Annotated in this window: 12 protein-coding genes; 11 read left to right on the top strand and 1 reads right to left on the bottom strand. The window is 42.1% G+C overall.

What is annotated here, in order from left to right; genetic code table 11:
- The first annotated feature begins 3 nt into the window (after nucleotides 1-3).
- From DXC10_RS00140 to DXC10_RS00125, 4 genes are all read left to right on the top strand, one after another.
- The gene (locus DXC10_RS00140) at nucleotides 4-996 is read left to right on the top strand and encodes a DNA-directed RNA polymerase subunit alpha (protein ID WP_101541753.1); all 993 of its coding nucleotides are present in this window, start codon (nucleotides 4-6) and stop codon (nucleotides 994-996) included.
- Nucleotides 997-999: 3 nt separating this feature from the next.
- Entirely contained in the window at nucleotides 1000-1500 is a 501-nt protein-coding gene (gene rplQ / locus DXC10_RS00135) for a 50S ribosomal protein L17 (RefSeq protein ID WP_101541752.1), read from the top strand.
- Between the two features lie 183 nt (nucleotides 1501-1683).
- A complete protein-coding gene (locus DXC10_RS00130) occupies nucleotides 1684-2106 on the top strand; it encodes a hypothetical protein (protein WP_101541751.1) in 423 nt (140 codons plus the stop codon).
- Nucleotides 2107-2212: 106 nt separating this feature from the next.
- Entirely contained in the window at nucleotides 2213-2752 is a 540-nt protein-coding gene (locus DXC10_RS00125; RefSeq protein WP_101541750.1) for a hypothetical protein, read from the top strand.
- Between the two features lie 44 nt (nucleotides 2753-2796).
- On the opposite strand, the gene DXC10_RS00120 is transcribed toward DXC10_RS00125, so the two are convergent.
- Nucleotides 2797-4614 carry a MutS family DNA mismatch repair protein gene (locus tag DXC10_RS00120; RefSeq protein WP_117737140.1) on the bottom strand — a complete coding sequence of 606 codons (1818 nt, stop codon included), beginning with the start codon at nucleotides 4612-4614 and terminating at the stop codon, nucleotides 2797-2799.
- Nucleotides 4615-5057: 443 nt separating this feature from the next.
- Between DXC10_RS00120 and DXC10_RS00115 the strand changes: the two genes are divergently transcribed.
- The 7 genes from DXC10_RS00115 to DXC10_RS00085 all read left to right on the top strand — a co-directional run bounded on the left by DXC10_RS00115 (nucleotide 5058) and on the right by DXC10_RS00085 (nucleotide 16113).
- Nucleotides 5058-5705, top strand: a complete 648-nt coding sequence (locus tag DXC10_RS00115) for a DUF6563 family protein (protein WP_101541748.1) — start codon at nucleotides 5058-5060, stop codon at nucleotides 5703-5705.
- Between the two features lie 156 nt (nucleotides 5706-5861).
- Nucleotides 5862-7850, top strand: coding sequence for a urocanate hydratase (locus tag DXC10_RS00110; RefSeq protein WP_117737139.1), 1989 nt, complete (start codon nucleotides 5862-5864; stop codon nucleotides 7848-7850).
- Between the two features lie 50 nt (nucleotides 7851-7900).
- On the top strand, nucleotides 7901-8800 hold the full coding sequence (ftcD, locus tag DXC10_RS00105; RefSeq protein ID WP_117737138.1) for a glutamate formimidoyltransferase: 900 nt from the start codon (nucleotides 7901-7903) through the stop codon (nucleotides 8798-8800).
- A gap of 22 nt (nucleotides 8801-8822) precedes the next feature.
- Nucleotides 8823-10076, top strand: a complete 1254-nt coding sequence (hutI, locus tag DXC10_RS00100) for an imidazolonepropionase (RefSeq protein WP_101541745.1) — start codon at nucleotides 8823-8825, stop codon at nucleotides 10074-10076.
- A 125-nt stretch (nucleotides 10077-10201) separates the two neighbouring features.
- Nucleotides 10202-10831, top strand: a complete 630-nt coding sequence (locus tag DXC10_RS00095) for a cyclodeaminase/cyclohydrolase family protein (protein ID WP_117737137.1) — start codon at nucleotides 10202-10204, stop codon at nucleotides 10829-10831.
- Nucleotides 10828-12324 (top strand): histidine ammonia-lyase, encoded by a 1497-nt coding sequence (hutH, locus tag DXC10_RS00090; protein WP_101541743.1) that lies wholly within the window; start codon nucleotides 10828-10830, stop codon nucleotides 12322-12324. The genes DXC10_RS00095 and hutH overlap by 4 nt, the downstream gene beginning before the upstream one ends.
- A 621-nt stretch (nucleotides 12325-12945) precedes the next feature.
- Entirely contained in the window at nucleotides 12946-16113 is a 3168-nt protein-coding gene (locus DXC10_RS00085) for a TonB-dependent receptor (RefSeq protein ID WP_101541742.1), read from the top strand.
- Nucleotides 16114-16121 lie beyond the last annotated feature (8 nt).

The following is a 16121-nucleotide window of genomic DNA, read 5'->3' as shown; positions in this document are numbered from 1 at the left end:
TTCATGGCGATATTAGCATTTCAAAAACCTGATAAAGTATTAATGTTGGAAGCGGATTCAAAATTCGGAAAATTCGAATTTCGTCCGTTGGAGCCTGGTTTCGGTATTACCGTAGGTAATGCATTGCGCCGCATCCTGCTTTCTTCATTGGAAGGTTTTGCCATTACCACTATTAAGATAGACGGTGTTGAGCATGAATTCTCCAGTGTTCAGGGAGTTAAAGAGGATGTTACTAACATTATCTTGAATCTGAAACAAGTGAGATTCAAGCAAGTAGTTGAAGAATTCGAGAGCGAAAAAGTAAGTATTACAATCGAGAATTCAAGTGAATTTAAAGCAGGTGACATAGGTAAGTATTTAACTGGATTTGAAGTGTTAAATCCTGAATTAGTTATTTGTCATTTAGATTCAAAGGCAACTATGCAGATAGATATTACGATCAACAAAGGTCGTGGTTATGTTCCTGCTGACGAAAACCGCGAATATTGCACTGACGTGAACGTAATTCCTATCGATTCTATTTATACTCCGATACGTAATGTGAAGTATCAGGTAGAAAACTTCCGTGTAGAACAGAAGACTGACTATGAAAAATTGGTACTTGAGATTACTACGGACGGTTCCATTCATCCGAAAGAAGCTCTGAAAGAGGCTGCAAAAATTCTGATTTATCATTTCATGCTCTTCTCTGATGAGAAGATTACGTTAGAAAGTAACGATGTTGACGGCAATGAAGAATTTGATGAAGAAGTATTGCACATGCGTCAATTGTTGAAGACTAAGCTTGTTGATATGGATCTTTCGGTTCGTGCCCTTAACTGTTTGAAGGCTGCCGATGTAGAAACTTTGGGCGACTTGGTACAGTTCAACAAGACGGATCTGCTGAAATTCAGAAACTTCGGAAAGAAATCGCTTACCGAGCTTGATGATTTGCTGGAAAGTCTGAATCTGTCGTTTGGAACTGATATTTCTAAATATAAATTAGATAAAGAATAAAAAATGAGACATAATAAAAAATTCAACCATTTAGGTCGTACTGCCTCTCATAGAAACGCTATGTTGGCTAATATGGCGTGTTCTCTGATTAAGCACAAAAGAATCACTACGACTGTTGCAAAGGCCAAAGCTTTGAAGAAGTTTGTTGAGCCTTTGATTACAAAAGCTAAAGATGATACGACAAATTCTCGCCGTGTTGTATTTAGCAATTTGCAAGACAAGTATGCTGTAACTGAGTTGTTTAAAGAAATCTCTGTGAAGATTGCTGATCGTCCAGGTGGTTACACTCGTATCATTAAGACAGGTAATCGTTTAGGTGATAATGCAGAAATGTGCTTTATTGAACTTGTTGATTATAACGAAAACATGGCTAAGGAAAAAGTTGCTAAGAAAGCTACTCGTACCCGTCGTTCAAAGAAAGCTACTGCTGAAGTTACTCCTGCTGTAGAAACTGCTACTCCGGTTGCTGAAGTTCCTGCTACAGAAGAAACTAAAGCAGAATAATTTCAACTATTCTTTTTATATATAGAAAGCTGTCCCAGCGATTGGGACGGCTTTTTTTATTTCCTTTGTATCTTTCTCTTTCATACCTTATTATTGGGATTTAGCATATTTCATTCAACAAATATTAAAAGATGTATGCGTTAAACAAATCTATCGGTTAAACCGTTATATTTGCATATTGTTATGGCTAGATATATAAAGTTTATAGGATTTCTGGTGCTTGCATTGGCCTTATGGCAGACAGCGAGTGATACGTTTATCGGGAGTGAATCGATAAATGGAAAAAAATCTGTAGATATTCAAGCTATAACTGGTAGTCCCCAGCAAGAAGCTACATGTTTTACCACCCCTCAATTGCCTTATTTACCCGATGCAGAATTGGCAGGTGTCAATGGAGGATATACGCAGTTAGTGACCTCGTCCCGTATTCAGCGTACCATTGCTACAGAGTATGTTTTTTCTTTAAAAGATTGGATAGACAAAATAGCCCAGTATGAGGCTGTTCTGTCATTACATCGGGAGAAACTTTTTGATTCTACAGCTTATTATCGTTATCAACCTGTGTGTGAGTATTATATATTCACATTGAGACGTATTCTCATTTAGTGATTTTATTGAACTAAAACTTTATTTCTTCTGTGCAGGTTAAATATATTCTGCAAGAAGGAAAGATCTATTTTTTTATTTCAACAAATCATTAAAACAAATTATTATGGCAACTCAAACTGTTGACGCAACACTTTTTGCGTCTGAACATCCCGATATTGTAAAGCGTACAAGTGTTTCTGGCCTTATCCTTTCAGTAGCAATGCTGTTAGTAGGTATTTTGATCTTTGCATCCATCTTTGAGATGAGTGATAAATCTTCCACAGTCAGTATGGCATTAATGGTACTGGGTACGGCATTAGTTTTATTAGGTGTTTTCCGTTTGTTCTGGAAATCCAAAGAAATTGTATATCTTCCTACTGGGAGTGTAGCAAAAGAACATAGCCTTTTCTTTGACTTGAAATATATGAACCAGTTGACAGAAATGATTGAACACGGAAAGTTGGACTGTGAATCTAGTGTGAAAGGTGATGCAAGTGGAAACATACGTATGGATGTGATGCTTTCTCAAGATAATAAGTTTGCCGCCGTACAGTTATTCCAATTTGTGCCGTATACATACACACCGATAACATCCGTGCGCTATTTTACAGATAATGAGGCTGCGGCAGTATCTGCATTTTTGTTAAGATGTAAGAATATGTAAATTTACGAGGACGATTAAAGCACGTTTTTAGTAAAGATTGGGGATTAGTCGGTGACGGCAATCCCCATTTTTTTCATTAGAAAGCATGCATTCATATTTTGAGCGATACCCGGCCGGAGCTGATAAGAAAATGTTAACTCATTATCTGTTATATCCGCTTCGAAACGATAATTGCGGATATTCTTGGGAAATAAGTCAATGAGTGTACCCAATAACAAGTCATGTGTGGCAATGATACCATTGGCCTGTAACGCCATGAACTGTTTGATAAGAGCAAACGATCCTTTCTGTTTATCCATTGAATTAGTTCCCTTCAGAATTTCATCAAGAATGATAAACAATTCCTCATCTGCCTGTAATTTATCAATGATAAGTTTCAAACGTTTAAGTTCCGCAAAGAAATACGACTCGTTATCGTTTAGAGAATCGCTGGTGCGTAAACTGGTGATAAGTCGTGCTGGGTAGACCTCCATATTTAGCGCGCAGACAGGCATCCCGATACAGGCGAGCAGATAATTAATGCCCACAGTACGCAGATACGTACTTTTTCCGGCCATATTTGCTCCCGTAATAATAATAAAGAATGGTCGTTTCTCCATATCGATATCATTACGGACACAGCGGTCGCGATGCATCAGCGGGTGTCCTAAAGCTTTTGCGCGAAAACGAAATCCCTTTTCTTTCAGTATTGTCGGATAAATATAATCAGGATGATTATATGCGAAAGTAGCTAGGGAATTGAGTGCATCCATTTGTCCGATAGCAGTAAGCCAGCGGGGTAATTCGCCTGCATACTGTTCCTTCCAAGTCTCGATACGCATTATTTGTTGCAACTCCCATAAGAACAGACCATTAAGAATGATATACATAAAGACATTGTTTCGTTGGTCCAATTCATTCATCAACTTGCTTAGTTGGCTGATAGAGTGCGACGCCTTTCTTCTTTCACCACCTATTTTTTCTTTTATGTCCTTCAGTAATGTACATTGCATCGGTTGTTCTTCCATTAGTCGCAGCAATTCCGCATACGTTCCCAAAATTTGTAGTTTCTTGCCATATACAGCCTGCATCTTAGTAATTTTTCCTGTGAAGCCGAAGCTGGCAATCACAAATATCATCCAGATAACTCCCCATAATGATGCAGGCAGTATACCGGCAATCACTAAACTTATACATAACACATTTATTCCCGCAATCACTTTGGGTAACACTCGTAGAAAACGTTTTTTACGGAAAACACTTGGACTTGCTGCCCATTCTTTCAGTTCCATTTTATCAGCTACTTTCCCTTTATGCAGCAAACCTAGAATGCGGAAACGTTGGCGGAACTTCAGTTCCGGCGTTAATTCCCGTACAGCCTCTTGTCTTTGTAATATCTCCTCTTTCCTCTCCAGATGTTTTCCCAACCATTCTGCCAGTGACTTTTTCCCCAACTCCGTACATGTGCGGTTGATATATTGAAACATCGAATGTGGACCAAAAATATCCAGATCGTATGTATATAGATGCGCAGGTTCTATGAACTCTTTACCGTCGTCGAAGGCAGAAGTGTCATAATTCAGCGCAGCCAGCTCCTGCCGGTTGATTTCAACCTTCTTCTCTAGATAATCTTTTTTATAGAACAGGCGGTTGTGATATTTTATCAACAGAATAAACGGCAACAGCGTTACGAGCACAATGACTACCACTGTCATCCAGCCGTCCGACCGGAAGTAGATAATTCCCACTATACCGGCAATGAACAACAGCAACCGCAACGTACCGATACGATATATCTGCTGTTGTGTCTTATTTAGCTCTTGTTGGCCTCTTTCCGCGATACTGCGGTATGTATGGCTGACTTCCTCGATACTACCCTTCATTGTCTTCTGTCTTTTTTTATATACGAAGACAAAGATAAGATAAATATGCGACATCCCGCTTTCTCTTAAGGATAGAATGAACTGAGATAGGGTATAAAGTAAGATGCTGTTATTACCCAAAGATATGCATTCTGCGGAAAAGTTATATCTCGGCACGCGAGATATACATCTTGGCATTGAAGATGACCATCTCGGCACGCGAGATACACATCCCGGCATGCGAGATATAACTTATTCACAAGTTGGACACTTTTTCTTCCCCAATAGAAATTGTTTCGTTCTCTGACTGTGTCTTCCTCTTGCCTTATATCTTCCACTCTCGTCCGCAACAATATTTTTTCACCCTGTATTGATAGATTTTTTTCCTGTATACTTGCCGAATAACAATAAATAATGTACCTTTCGCTCAATAAAGTAAAGTTTCAAAAAGAAAGGATAGCGATATGAAAAGGCGTTGGTTGTTCGTGATTTTTGCATTATTGGCTTTGCCATGTGCGGCACAGCAGATAATGTATGCCAACTTGAAAGAACTGGTAGAAGACTGCGGTGACACAGTGTCCATTCTGAAGGTAGAGAAGCGCGCCAAAAATCAGATTTATTTGATGGGTGGTGCTGATTATCGCATTACGGCAGATGAGAATTCCGGGCTCTGCCGGTATCTGAAATCCCGTTGTTATGCCGTTCGGATAGACACGGCACTGTATGTCAATTGTCGTAAGATGCGTTATAAGCGTTTCCGTTTCGGACATTGGTATGCTCCTGCCATGTGGGTGGGCGATAAGATCTATTTTTGTGCACAACCTGTGGGACAGGTTGCAACAAGTACCGCCACGCCACCTGATGCCGCGAAGCTCGGTGGAGACGTGGGAAATGCCATCAATGCTTCCGGACTGGTTCATGCACGTGTTTATTATGAACTTAACCCCGAAACCGGACGTGCTGAGTTTGTAGGAAGAGACAAGATGATGAAATTGCTGGACGATACTCCTGCTTTGCAGCAAGCATTTTCAAAAGAAACCAGTGAATCGGCGGAGGTCATCGGAAAGTATTTGCGACAATTAACAGCCAAATCCACCCATTCCGGTAAATGAATGACGTTATGGTCATCCGGATGTGTTAGGAATGAGTTTTGACTAAATGATAAATAATCCCGGTATTCTATTGCGAATATCGGGATTTATTTTTATATTGCGGCAGATACAGGCTATCGCATGTTGACAAATTGTAACCGTTTATACCGATATACTATGGAGATTACTTTGAGTAAGACTTTGCCCGCTTACCCTACTTTTATAGAAGGTATCCGCCGGGCGCCCGACCGTGGTTACACCCTGACCCCAGCGCAAACTGCTACAGCGTTGAAGAATGCCCTGCGTTATGTTCCTAAAGAACTGCATGAAACCCTTGCTCCCGAGTTCATGGAAGAACTTCGTACGCGTGGACGGATTTACGCTTATCGTTATCGTCCGCAAGGCGACCTTAAAGCGAAACCGATTGATGAATATGAGGGAAAATGCATTGAGGGAAGAGCCTTTCAAGTGATGATAGACAATAATTTGTGTTTCGACGTAGCCCTTTATCCGTACGAGCTGGTGACGTACGGTGAGACGGGACAGGTTTGCCAGAACTGGATGCAATACCGTCTTATCAAGCAATATCTTGAAGTCTTGACACAGGAACAGACATTGGTCATTGAAAGCGGACATCCGTTGGGGTTGTTCAAGTCCAAGCCCGAAGCGCCACGTGTCATTATAACCAATGCGCTGATGGTAGGTCTTTACGACAACCAGCAAGACTGGCATACCGCCATGCAGATGGGTGTTGCCAATTATGGACAAATGACTGCTGGGGGATGGATGTATATCGGTCCGCAAGGTATCGTTCATGGTACGTTCAATACCCTTCTCAATGCCGGAAGACTGAAACTGGGTATCCCGCAGGATGGAGATTTGCGCGGGCGTCTTTTTGTATCCTCCGGTTTGGGGGGCATGAGTGGTGCACAACCCAAGGCTGCGGAAATGGCGGGAGCTGCCGCCATCATTGCAGAGGTAGATGTTTCGCGTATTGAAACCCGTCGTCGGCAGGGATGGGTGGGACATGTTACAGGGGCGCTTTCAGAAGCTTTTTTACTGGCGCAGAATGCTATGAGTGACCGTCGGCCGATTTCTATCGCCTATCATGGTAATGTGGTGGATTTACTGGAATATGCTGTCGGTAAGAATATATCCATCGATTTACTGTCCGACCAAACTTCTTGCCATGCGGTATACGATGGCGGTTATTGCCCTGTGGGGGTGACATTTGAACAACGTACACAGATGCTGCACGAAAATCCGGTAGAGTTTCGTGGTAAAGTGGATGTTACGCTGAAGCGCCATTTTCTTGCGATAAAAGCATTGGTAGATCGTGGTACCTATTTCTTTGACTATGGAAACTCTTTCATGAAAGCTGTTTACGATGCAGGTGTACCGGAGATTGCGCGTGAAGGTAATGATAAGGACGGATTTATTTTTCCCAGCTATGTGGAGGATATCATGGGACCGGAACTTTTTGATTACGGTTACGGGCCTTTCCGTTGGGTGTGTCTCAGCGGTAAACACGAAGATTTGGTGAAGACTGACCATGCGGCTATGGAATGTATCGATCGGGCACGTCGCGGACAAGATTTGGATAATTATAATTGGATTAGGGATGCGGAGAAAAACAACCTTGTAGTAGGTACACAAGCGCGTATCTTATATCAGGATGCTGAAGGACGCATGCGGATAGCGTTGCGTTTCAATGAAATGGTGCGTAACGGAGAGGTCGGCCCGATTATGTTGGGACGAGACCATCATGATGTCAGCGGTACGGATTCTCCGTTCCGGGAGACTTCCAATATCAAAGATGGCAGTAATGTGATGGCTGATATGGCGGTGCAGTGCTTTGCCGGAAACTGTGCACGTGGCATGAGCCTGGTTGCATTGCACAATGGCGGTGGGGTCGGCGTCGGAAAAGCTATCAATGGCGGTTTTGGTATGGTGTGTGACGGTTCGGAACGGGTGGATGAGATACTCCGTTCGGCTATGATTTGGGATGTGATGGGCGGTGTGGCACGTCGTTCCTGGGCACGGAACGAACATGCCATGGAGACAAGTGAGGAATTTAACCGTACACATGCAAATGGGTATCATATTACGATGCCATATGTGGCGGATGAGGAACTGATAAAGAAATGCATAACCCAAAGGTCGTAAGGTGTTGATGTGGCAGGGTGATAGTGTAATCTAACAAAAATATAACAATCATGAATAAAATCGTAGAATGTGTTCCCAATTTCAGCGAAGGGCGCGATTTGCAGAAAATCGACCGGATAGTGGCTCCTTTCAGGGGCAGGCAAGGGGTAAAACTATTGGATTATAGTAACGACGAAGACCATAACCGATTAGTTGTCACTGTGGTAGGCGAGCCTGAACCGCTTCGGGATGCCGTACTCGAGGCTATCGGCGTAGCAGTGCGCTTTATCGACCTGAATGTACATCAGGGACAGCATCCCCGGATGGGGGCGGTAGATGTGGTTCCATTTATACCCATCAAGAATACGACGATGGAAGAAGCTATTGCACTTTCCAAAGAAGTGGGAGAGGAAGTGGCGAAACGATATAATCTTCCTGTTTTTCTTTATGAGAGATCTGCGTCGGCGTCTCATCGGGAGAATCTTGCGGCTGTCCGTAAGGGAGAGTTTGAGGGAATGGCAGAAAAGATTAAACTACCCGAATGGAAACCTGACTTCGGACCGGCCGAAAGACATCCCACCGCTGGAACAGTAGCTATCGGTGCACGTATGCCGCTGGTGGCATATAACATTAATCTCAACACTCCGAGCCTGGAGATTGCGCATGATATTGCCAAGAAAATCCGATATATTGGTGGCGGACTCCGCTACTGCAAGGCAATGGGAGTGGAACTGAAAGACAGGGGTATCACCCAAGTATCTATTAACATGACCGACTATACCCGTACTGCTCTTTACCGTGCTTTTGAAATGGTACGTATTGAAGCCCGTCGTTACGGTGTCAGCATTGTAGGTAGCGAAATTATCGGGCTTGTTCCGATGGAGGCATTGATCGATACGGCATCCTATTACCTCGGATTGGAAAACTTTTCGATGCAGCAGGTATTGGAAGCAAGGATTATGGAAGAATAGACGAACTGCAAAATACGTATAAATGAAAGAAAACCTGATAATATTCAATACCCGTGTTGTAACGCCTATCGGTTTTTCGGCCCGGAGGGGAACAGAAATGTCGGAATTGCTGATACAGGACAATGCTACGGTAGAGGTAACCGACGGTATCATTACATACGTCGGGCCCAATAGAGGAGAGAAACGCGATGGTTATTACCGGCGCTACTGGCATTACAACGCCCGTGGCAAATGTTTATTGCCGGGTTTTGTCGATTCGCATACACATTTTGTATTTGGCGGTGAACGTGCCGAGGAATTTTCATGGCGCCTGAAAGGTGAGAGTTATATGTCGATTATGGAACGGGGTGGCGGTATTGTGAGTACGGTGAAAGCTACTCGTGACAGTAATTTCATCCAGTTGCGTGGAAAGGCGGAAGGTTTTATTAAACAGATGTCTGCAATGGGGATTACTACCGTAGAAGGTAAAAGCGGGTACGGACTGGATAGGGAAACGGAACTTCTGCAACTCCGTGTGATGCGTAGTTTGAATAACGATGAGCACAAACGGATAGATATCGTTTCTACTTTTCTTGGGGCACATGCCGTGCCCCAAGAATATAGTGGACGGACTGACGAGTATCTCGATTTCATTATTCGTGAGGTGATGCCTGGTGTCGTTCAAAATAATTTGGCGGAATTTTGCGACGTCTTCTGCGAACAAGGTGTATTTTCCATCGGGCAGTCCCGTCGTCTTCTGCTTGCCGCTCGTGAGATGGGATTGAAATTGAAACTTCATGCTGATGAAATCGTTCCCTTGGGAGGTGCCGGATTGGCTGCTGAACTTTCCGCTGTCTCTGCCGACCATCTGTTGCATGTTTCCGACGGTGATATCCGTGCAATGGCAGACAAGGGGGTTGTGGCAACTTTACTTCCTCTGACTGCTTTCGCACTAAAAGAATCATATGCCCGTGCACGGGAGATGATTGATGCAGGATGTGCTGTGGCACTTGCTACTGATTTAAATCCGGGCAGTTGTTTCTCCGGTTCCATTCCGTTGACTTTTGCGTTGGCATGTATCTATATGAAGATGAGTATTGAAGAAGCTATTACTGCTCTTACCCTGAACGGTGCTGCTGCTTTAAGTCGTGCTGATAGTATCGGTAGTATTGAAGTAGGGAAGAAAGGTGATTTTGTAGTGCTGAATACGGATAATTATCATTTCCTGCCTTATTACGTTGGTATGAATTGTGTAAGTACAACGATAAAGGAAGGGGTACTTTATACAACATCGTGATATTATTTCTCAATCCTTTGAAAGAGAAGGGGGGTAATTGGGTGTTTTGATAGGATATCAGAAAGTATAAACAAAAGTATCTTCATTTTTCTTTTGGGGAGATGAGGAAGTAAATTTGAAAGCATATGTTAGTAGATTTAACTGTAAAAGATTTCTTGGATAAAGTAGCGGGTAGTGACCCTGTTCCAGGTGGTGGAAGTGTCGCTGCATTGAATGGTGCTATTGCTTCTGCCTTGGCAGCGATGGTCGCAAGTCTTACTATTGGAAAGAAAGGTTATGAAACTCATGAAGAACTGATGCGGCATATCTTCGATATTGCAGTACAGTCAAAAAATGTATTTGTAGAAGATATCGATCGGGATTCTGAAGCGTACGACAGTGTATTTGCCTGCTTCAAGATGCCTAAAGCCAGTGATGAGGAAAAGGCAGCCCGCAGTATTGCTATCCAGGAAGCTACCAAGTTTGCCGCTCTTATACCTATGCAGGTAGCCCGGAATGCCTATGAGCTGATGAATATCATTATGGATGTAGCTCGTTTGGGAAATAGGAATGCTGTGACAGATGCTTGTGTAGCCATGATGGCTGCCCGTTCTGCTGTGCTTGGTGCATTGATGAATGTACGCATCAATCTTGCTTCACTGAAGGATAAGGAGTTTGTGTCCAAGTTGCAAAACGAAGCTGATGCTCTGGAACAACATGCCTGTGAGAAAGAAAAAGAATTGTTGGACGAAATCAATCTGGAACTCAAAGTATGAACAATGTCTACTATGTAGGTTCGGGCGAACTTACCTTCGACCTTATCGAACGTATTATCAACGAAAACCTGAAGCTGGAGTTGGCTCCCGAAGCTAAACTGCGCATACAGAAATGCCGTGATTATCTGGATAAGAAAATTGCTTCCTCAAAAGAACCGCTTTATGGGATTACTACTGGTTTCGGATCTTTATGCAGTAAAAGTATTTCATCGGATGAACTGGGCACTTTACAGGAAAATCTAATCAAAAGCCATGCTTGCAGTGTGGGTGAGGAAATTCGTCCCGTCATTATTAAATTGATGATGTTGCTCAAGGCGCATGCCCTTTCGTTGGGACATAGCGGTGTACAGGTTATTACGGTGCAACGTATCCTCGACTTTTTTAATAACGATGTGATGCCTATCGTTTATGACCGTGGTTCACTGGGAGCCTCGGGCGATCTTGCTCCCCTTGCCAATCTTTTTCTTCCTCTTATCGGTGTAGGTGATGTGTATTATAAAGGGAAGAAACGCGAAGCTATCAGTGTACTGGATGAATTCGGTTGGGAACCTGTCAAATTGATGAGTAAAGAGGGACTTGCCTTGCTGAACGGCACACAGTTTATGAGTGCCAATGGTGTGTTTGCTATCCTTAAAGCTTTTCGCCTTTCTAAGAAGGCCGACTTGATAGCTGCTCTTTCTTTGGAAGCTTTTGATGGGCGTATTGACCCTTTTATGGATTGTATCCAGCAGATACGCCCCCATAAAGGACAGATTGAAACAGGAGATAATTTTCGTAAACTGTTGGTAGACAGTGAGATTATAACGCGTTCTGGCAAGCATGTACAAGACCCGTATTCTTTCCGCTGCATTCCTCAAGTACATGGCGCAACGAAAGATGCAATCCGTTATGTTTCTTCTGTTTTACTTACAGAGATTAATTCAGTGACGGATAATCCTACTATTTTTCCCGAAGAAGACCGTATTATTTCCGGTGGGAACTTTCATGGACAACCGCTCGCTATTTCGTATGATTTTTTGGGAATTGCGCTTGCTGAACTGGGTAATATCTCTGAGCGTCGGATTGCACAGCTCATTATGGGGTTGCGCGGTTTACCCGAGTTTCTGGTTGCCAATCCTGGTCTAAATTCGGGTTTTATGATTCCACAGTATGCTGCCGCGTCAATGGTGAGCCAGAATAAAATGTATTGTTATGCTGCTAGCAGTGACTCTATCGTTTCCAGTAACGGACAGGAAGACCATGTCAGCATGGGAGCTAATGCTGCCACAAAACTTTATCGTATCATGGACAATTTGGAACATATTCTTGCCATTGAGTTGATGAATGCAGCGCAGGGTATTGATTTTCGCCGTCCACTGAAGACTTCTCCGGTATTAGAACGTTTTTTGTACGAATATCGTAAGGAAGTACCGTTTGTGAAAGATGATATTGTGATGTATAAAGAAATCCATAAAACCGTAGCTTTTCTTAACCGAACGAAATTCGACTATTAATATTTTACTTGATAGAATAGACAAGGCACGAATTCATCCTTATAAGTAAAGGTATGAATTCGTGTCTTTTTAGTTTTTTCCAAAGAATACTTAGGAGAATACTGCATGAAACTATGTTAAAGTCCTGTTATCCTTTATCAATAAATAACCTTTGCAGCACTTCTGTTTTGTTCATTTATAAACTAAAAAATGTGGCTCTTCCTGAAAAACACTTAAACTTCTGATGATATATAATGACTTTGTGATAATTTATTGTTTATCAGCGTGATATAATTTTAATGTGAAACTCTTGATGTAGTCCTAAATGGAAGTTGAGAAAGTTTTGATGTAGTTTTATAATACTTATTATATTATAATAAGCATATATTTGCATATTCAAATGCATAAAAAATAGTTAAATCTATGCATTGTGAAGATGAATTTTTATTAAACATAAATTAACCGACATGAAAAACACCCTCTTACCTCCCCATCCCTCGTAGCTTTCTATTTAGGGAATATACATTCGTATATAATGATTTACTCTGATTATAACTCATTGAAGAAATGAGGAACATATAACAATTGAGTAAACAAAAACATTCAAAATAAAATGCAACATTTTAATTTAAAAGAAAGATAATGAAAGATGTGAAACAAGAATTGCGAAAAATCCCTTACCTGTTTCTGTTAATGTTATTTTCGTGCCTGAATTTGCAGGCGCAAGGATTACAGGTCCGGGGAGTGGTTGTCGATTCCAATGGAGAGAGTATTATTGGTGCTTCTGTCGTATTGAAAGGCAACAATTCTGTAGGTACCATTTCTGATATCGACGGTAATTTTGTCTTAACTGTCCCTAAAGAAAATTCTGTTTTGGTGGTATCGTTCATCGGCATGAAGTCGAAAGAAATTAAAGCGAACTCTAAAGGTATTATTCGTATTGTACTGGAAGATGACTCCCAACAACTGGAAGAAGTGGTAGTAGTGGGTTATGGTCAGCAAAAGAAAGCTAGTGTGGTAGGAGCTATTACTCAGACCACAGGTAAGGTACTGGAGCGTGCAGCCGGTATCACAGATATAGGCTCGGCTTTGACCGGTAATCTGCCGGGTGTTATCACAGCACAAGACAACGGTATGCCGGGTGATGAAGAGCCTAAAATTACAATCCGCGGTGCCAGCTCTTGGAACAGCAGTGATCCACTGGTGTTGGTAGATGGTGTGGAACGTCCTATGAGCAGTGTAGATATGGCTTCTGTAGAAACATTGTCTGTACTGAAGGATGCTTCTGCTACAGCTGTTTACGGAGTGAAAGGTGCTAATGGCGTTATCTTGATTACCACTAAGCGTGGAGCGGAAGGTAAAGCAAAAATCAATGTATCTGCTAATGCGGTACTTAAAACACCTTCTCGTATACCTAATAAATTGGACTCTTACGACGCTTATATGGCTCGTAATATGGTCATTGAACATGAATTGAATTTAAATCCTGACTCATGGAATGATATCCGTTCACAGGATTTTATTGATAATTTCCGTAATCAAACTACTGTGGAACAACGTGAACGGTATCCGAATGTTGATTGGAAGAATGCATTGTTCAAAGATTTTGCCATGTCTTACAATGCTAACATGAATATTAGTGGTGGTACTAAGTTCGTAAAATATTTTGCTTCCATTGACTATGTACATGAGGGTGACTTGTTCCGTGAGTTCGAAACAGGACGTGGTTATGATAACGGATATGGTTACAATCGTATCAATATGCGTAGTAATCTGGACTTCAACATCACTAAAACTACTCTTTTCAAGGTGAGTGTGGCAGGTTCCAGCGGTCAGAACGAGCGTCCTTTTTATTATAGTAGTGCTACCAGTGGTACAGCTACTAAACAGGCAGGTGCATGGGCAGGTGTATACCGTACACCCCCTGATATCTTTCTTCCACGTTACAGTGATGGTTCGTTGGGGTTCTATCCCTCTGACATCAATATGTACAACTCCATCGACTTGATTGCAACCGGTGGTGCAGCACAGCATACTACCACGCGTATTACTACCGATTTTGTGTTGGAACAGAAGTTGGATTTCATTACCAAGGGGCTGAAAATCAGAGGTATGATTGCTTGGGATAATACATTTGTAGAAAATGACCGTGGTATCGAAGAACCTCAATCCAACAATGGCTCGAATCAACGTCGTAAATATATTGATCCTGATACAGGACTTGTAACTTATCAGTTCCCGTTCGACAGTAATAATCAATTTGATATGTATCCTATTCTGGACTGGGAAACCAAAGGTGGTACAGTGGCTAATGGCTCTACTCAACGTAATTTGAACTATCAGTTACAGTTGAACTGGGCACGTGATTTCAACAAACACAGTGTTACGGCAATGGGGTTGTTCAGTCGTCAGGAAACTGCCAAAGGTAGTGAAATCCCTCACTATCGTGAAGACTGGGCTTTCCGTACAACTTATGATTGGGCCGGCCGTTATTTTGTAGAATACAACGGTGCTTACAATGGTTCGGAGAAATTTAGCAAGGATAACCGTTTTGCTTTCTTTAATTCGGGTGCCATTGGCTGGATGATTAGTGAAGAACCGTTCATGGCTTTCTTACGTGACAAGAAAATCTTGGATATGATGAAAATCAGGGCTTCTTATGGTGAAATAGGTGACGATAACGTGAGTGGTCGCTGGCTTTTTCAGGATCAGTGGGCTTATAATAAAAGTTGGCAGACCTATATGGATCCTTCAAAACGTGGTGGAAAGAGTCCTTATAGTTGGTATAGGGAGAGTGTCGTAGGAAACGAAGATGTACACTGGGAAAAGGTGAAGAAATTGAACTTCGGTATCGACTATGCCTTGTTCGAAGGCTTGTTTGCCGGTAGTGTGGAAGTATTCCGTGACAAACGGTCAGATATTCTTATCGGGGGTAGTAGCCGTTCGGTTCCTTCATATTACGGACAAAAACCTGCTACTGTCAATAAGGGTAAAGTGAATACCCGTGGTTATGAGCTTGAACTACGTTTCAATAAAAAATTCAAGAATGAAATGCGTGTGTGGGCTAACCTAAGCATGACTCATTCGGAAAATGAAGTGATTGTGAAGGATGATAAACCGCTCTTGCCAAGTTATCGTAAAGATGCCGGTTTCTCCATGGGACAAGGACGTTATTACATTGATAAAGGTTTTATCGGTTCGTATGATGAATTGTATGGTAGCCCTAAGCATGAGGCGAATAACGACAGCCGTATTCCCGGTGATTATTATATTGTGGACTTTGATGGAAATGGTATAATTGACCAGGACGACCAGGCTCCTTACGGTTATTCCGGTACTCCACAAAATACTTATAATGCAACTGTGGGCTTTGAATGGAAAGGTTTTAGCTGTTTTGCCCAGTTCTACGGTGTGACTAATGTAAACCGTACTGTAAGTCTTGATTGCTTTACCAACCGTTATAATGTAGTGTTTGATACTGGTAGTTGGTGGTCAGAAACGGGGGATGCAGCTGATTTTGTTACTCCTCGTTGGCTTTCTTCAAAAGTAGCGGCTTATAATGGTACGCAATATGTATACGATGCATCTTTTATCCGTTTGAAGAATGTGGAAGTTTCATATACTTTTAAAAATACTTTGACACGTCAATTGGGTATTTCCGGTCTACGGGTTTTCATAAGTGGAAATAACTTGTGGATGTGGTCGCGTATGCCGGATGACCGTGAAGGTAACTTCTCTGGTGCTGGTGCCAACTATGGAGCTTATCCTATTATGAAGCGTGTGAATTTGGGTGTAAAATTCTCATTATAAACAATGAT

The organism is Bacteroides sp. OM08-11 (assembly GCF_003438665.1).
Classification (GTDB): Bacteria; Bacteroidota; Bacteroidia; order Bacteroidales; family Bacteroidaceae; genus Bacteroides; species Bacteroides cutis.
Note: the sequence above shows the minus strand (reverse complement) of the source record. Positions and strands in the feature narration are given on the sequence as shown.

Coding starts and splice junctions, on each gene's coding strand:
- DXC10_RS00140 (WP_101541753.1), top strand. CDS start 4: ATGGCGATATTAGCATTTCAAAAACCTGATAAAGTATTAATGTTGGAA.
- rplQ (WP_101541752.1), top strand. CDS start 1,000: ATGAGACATAATAAAAAATTCAACCATTTAGGTCGTACTGCCTCTCAT.
- DXC10_RS00130 (WP_101541751.1), top strand. CDS start 1,684: ATGGCTAGATATATAAAGTTTATAGGATTTCTGGTGCTTGCATTGGCC.
- DXC10_RS00125 (WP_101541750.1), top strand. CDS start 2,213: ATGGCAACTCAAACTGTTGACGCAACACTTTTTGCGTCTGAACATCCC.
- DXC10_RS00120 (WP_117737140.1), bottom strand. CDS start 4,614: ATGAAGGGTAGTATCGAGGAAGTCAGCCATACATACCGCAGTATCGCG.
- DXC10_RS00115 (WP_101541748.1), top strand. CDS start 5,058: ATGAAAAGGCGTTGGTTGTTCGTGATTTTTGCATTATTGGCTTTGCCA.
- DXC10_RS00110 (WP_117737139.1), top strand. CDS start 5,862: ATGGAGATTACTTTGAGTAAGACTTTGCCCGCTTACCCTACTTTTATA.
- ftcD (WP_117737138.1), top strand. CDS start 7,901: ATGAATAAAATCGTAGAATGTGTTCCCAATTTCAGCGAAGGGCGCGAT.
- hutI (WP_101541745.1), top strand. CDS start 8,823: ATGAAAGAAAACCTGATAATATTCAATACCCGTGTTGTAACGCCTATC.
- DXC10_RS00095 (WP_117737137.1), top strand. CDS start 10,202: ATGTTAGTAGATTTAACTGTAAAAGATTTCTTGGATAAAGTAGCGGGT.
- hutH (WP_101541743.1), top strand. CDS start 10,828: ATGAACAATGTCTACTATGTAGGTTCGGGCGAACTTACCTTCGACCTT.
- DXC10_RS00085 (WP_101541742.1), top strand. CDS start 12,946: ATGAAAGATGTGAAACAAGAATTGCGAAAAATCCCTTACCTGTTTCTG.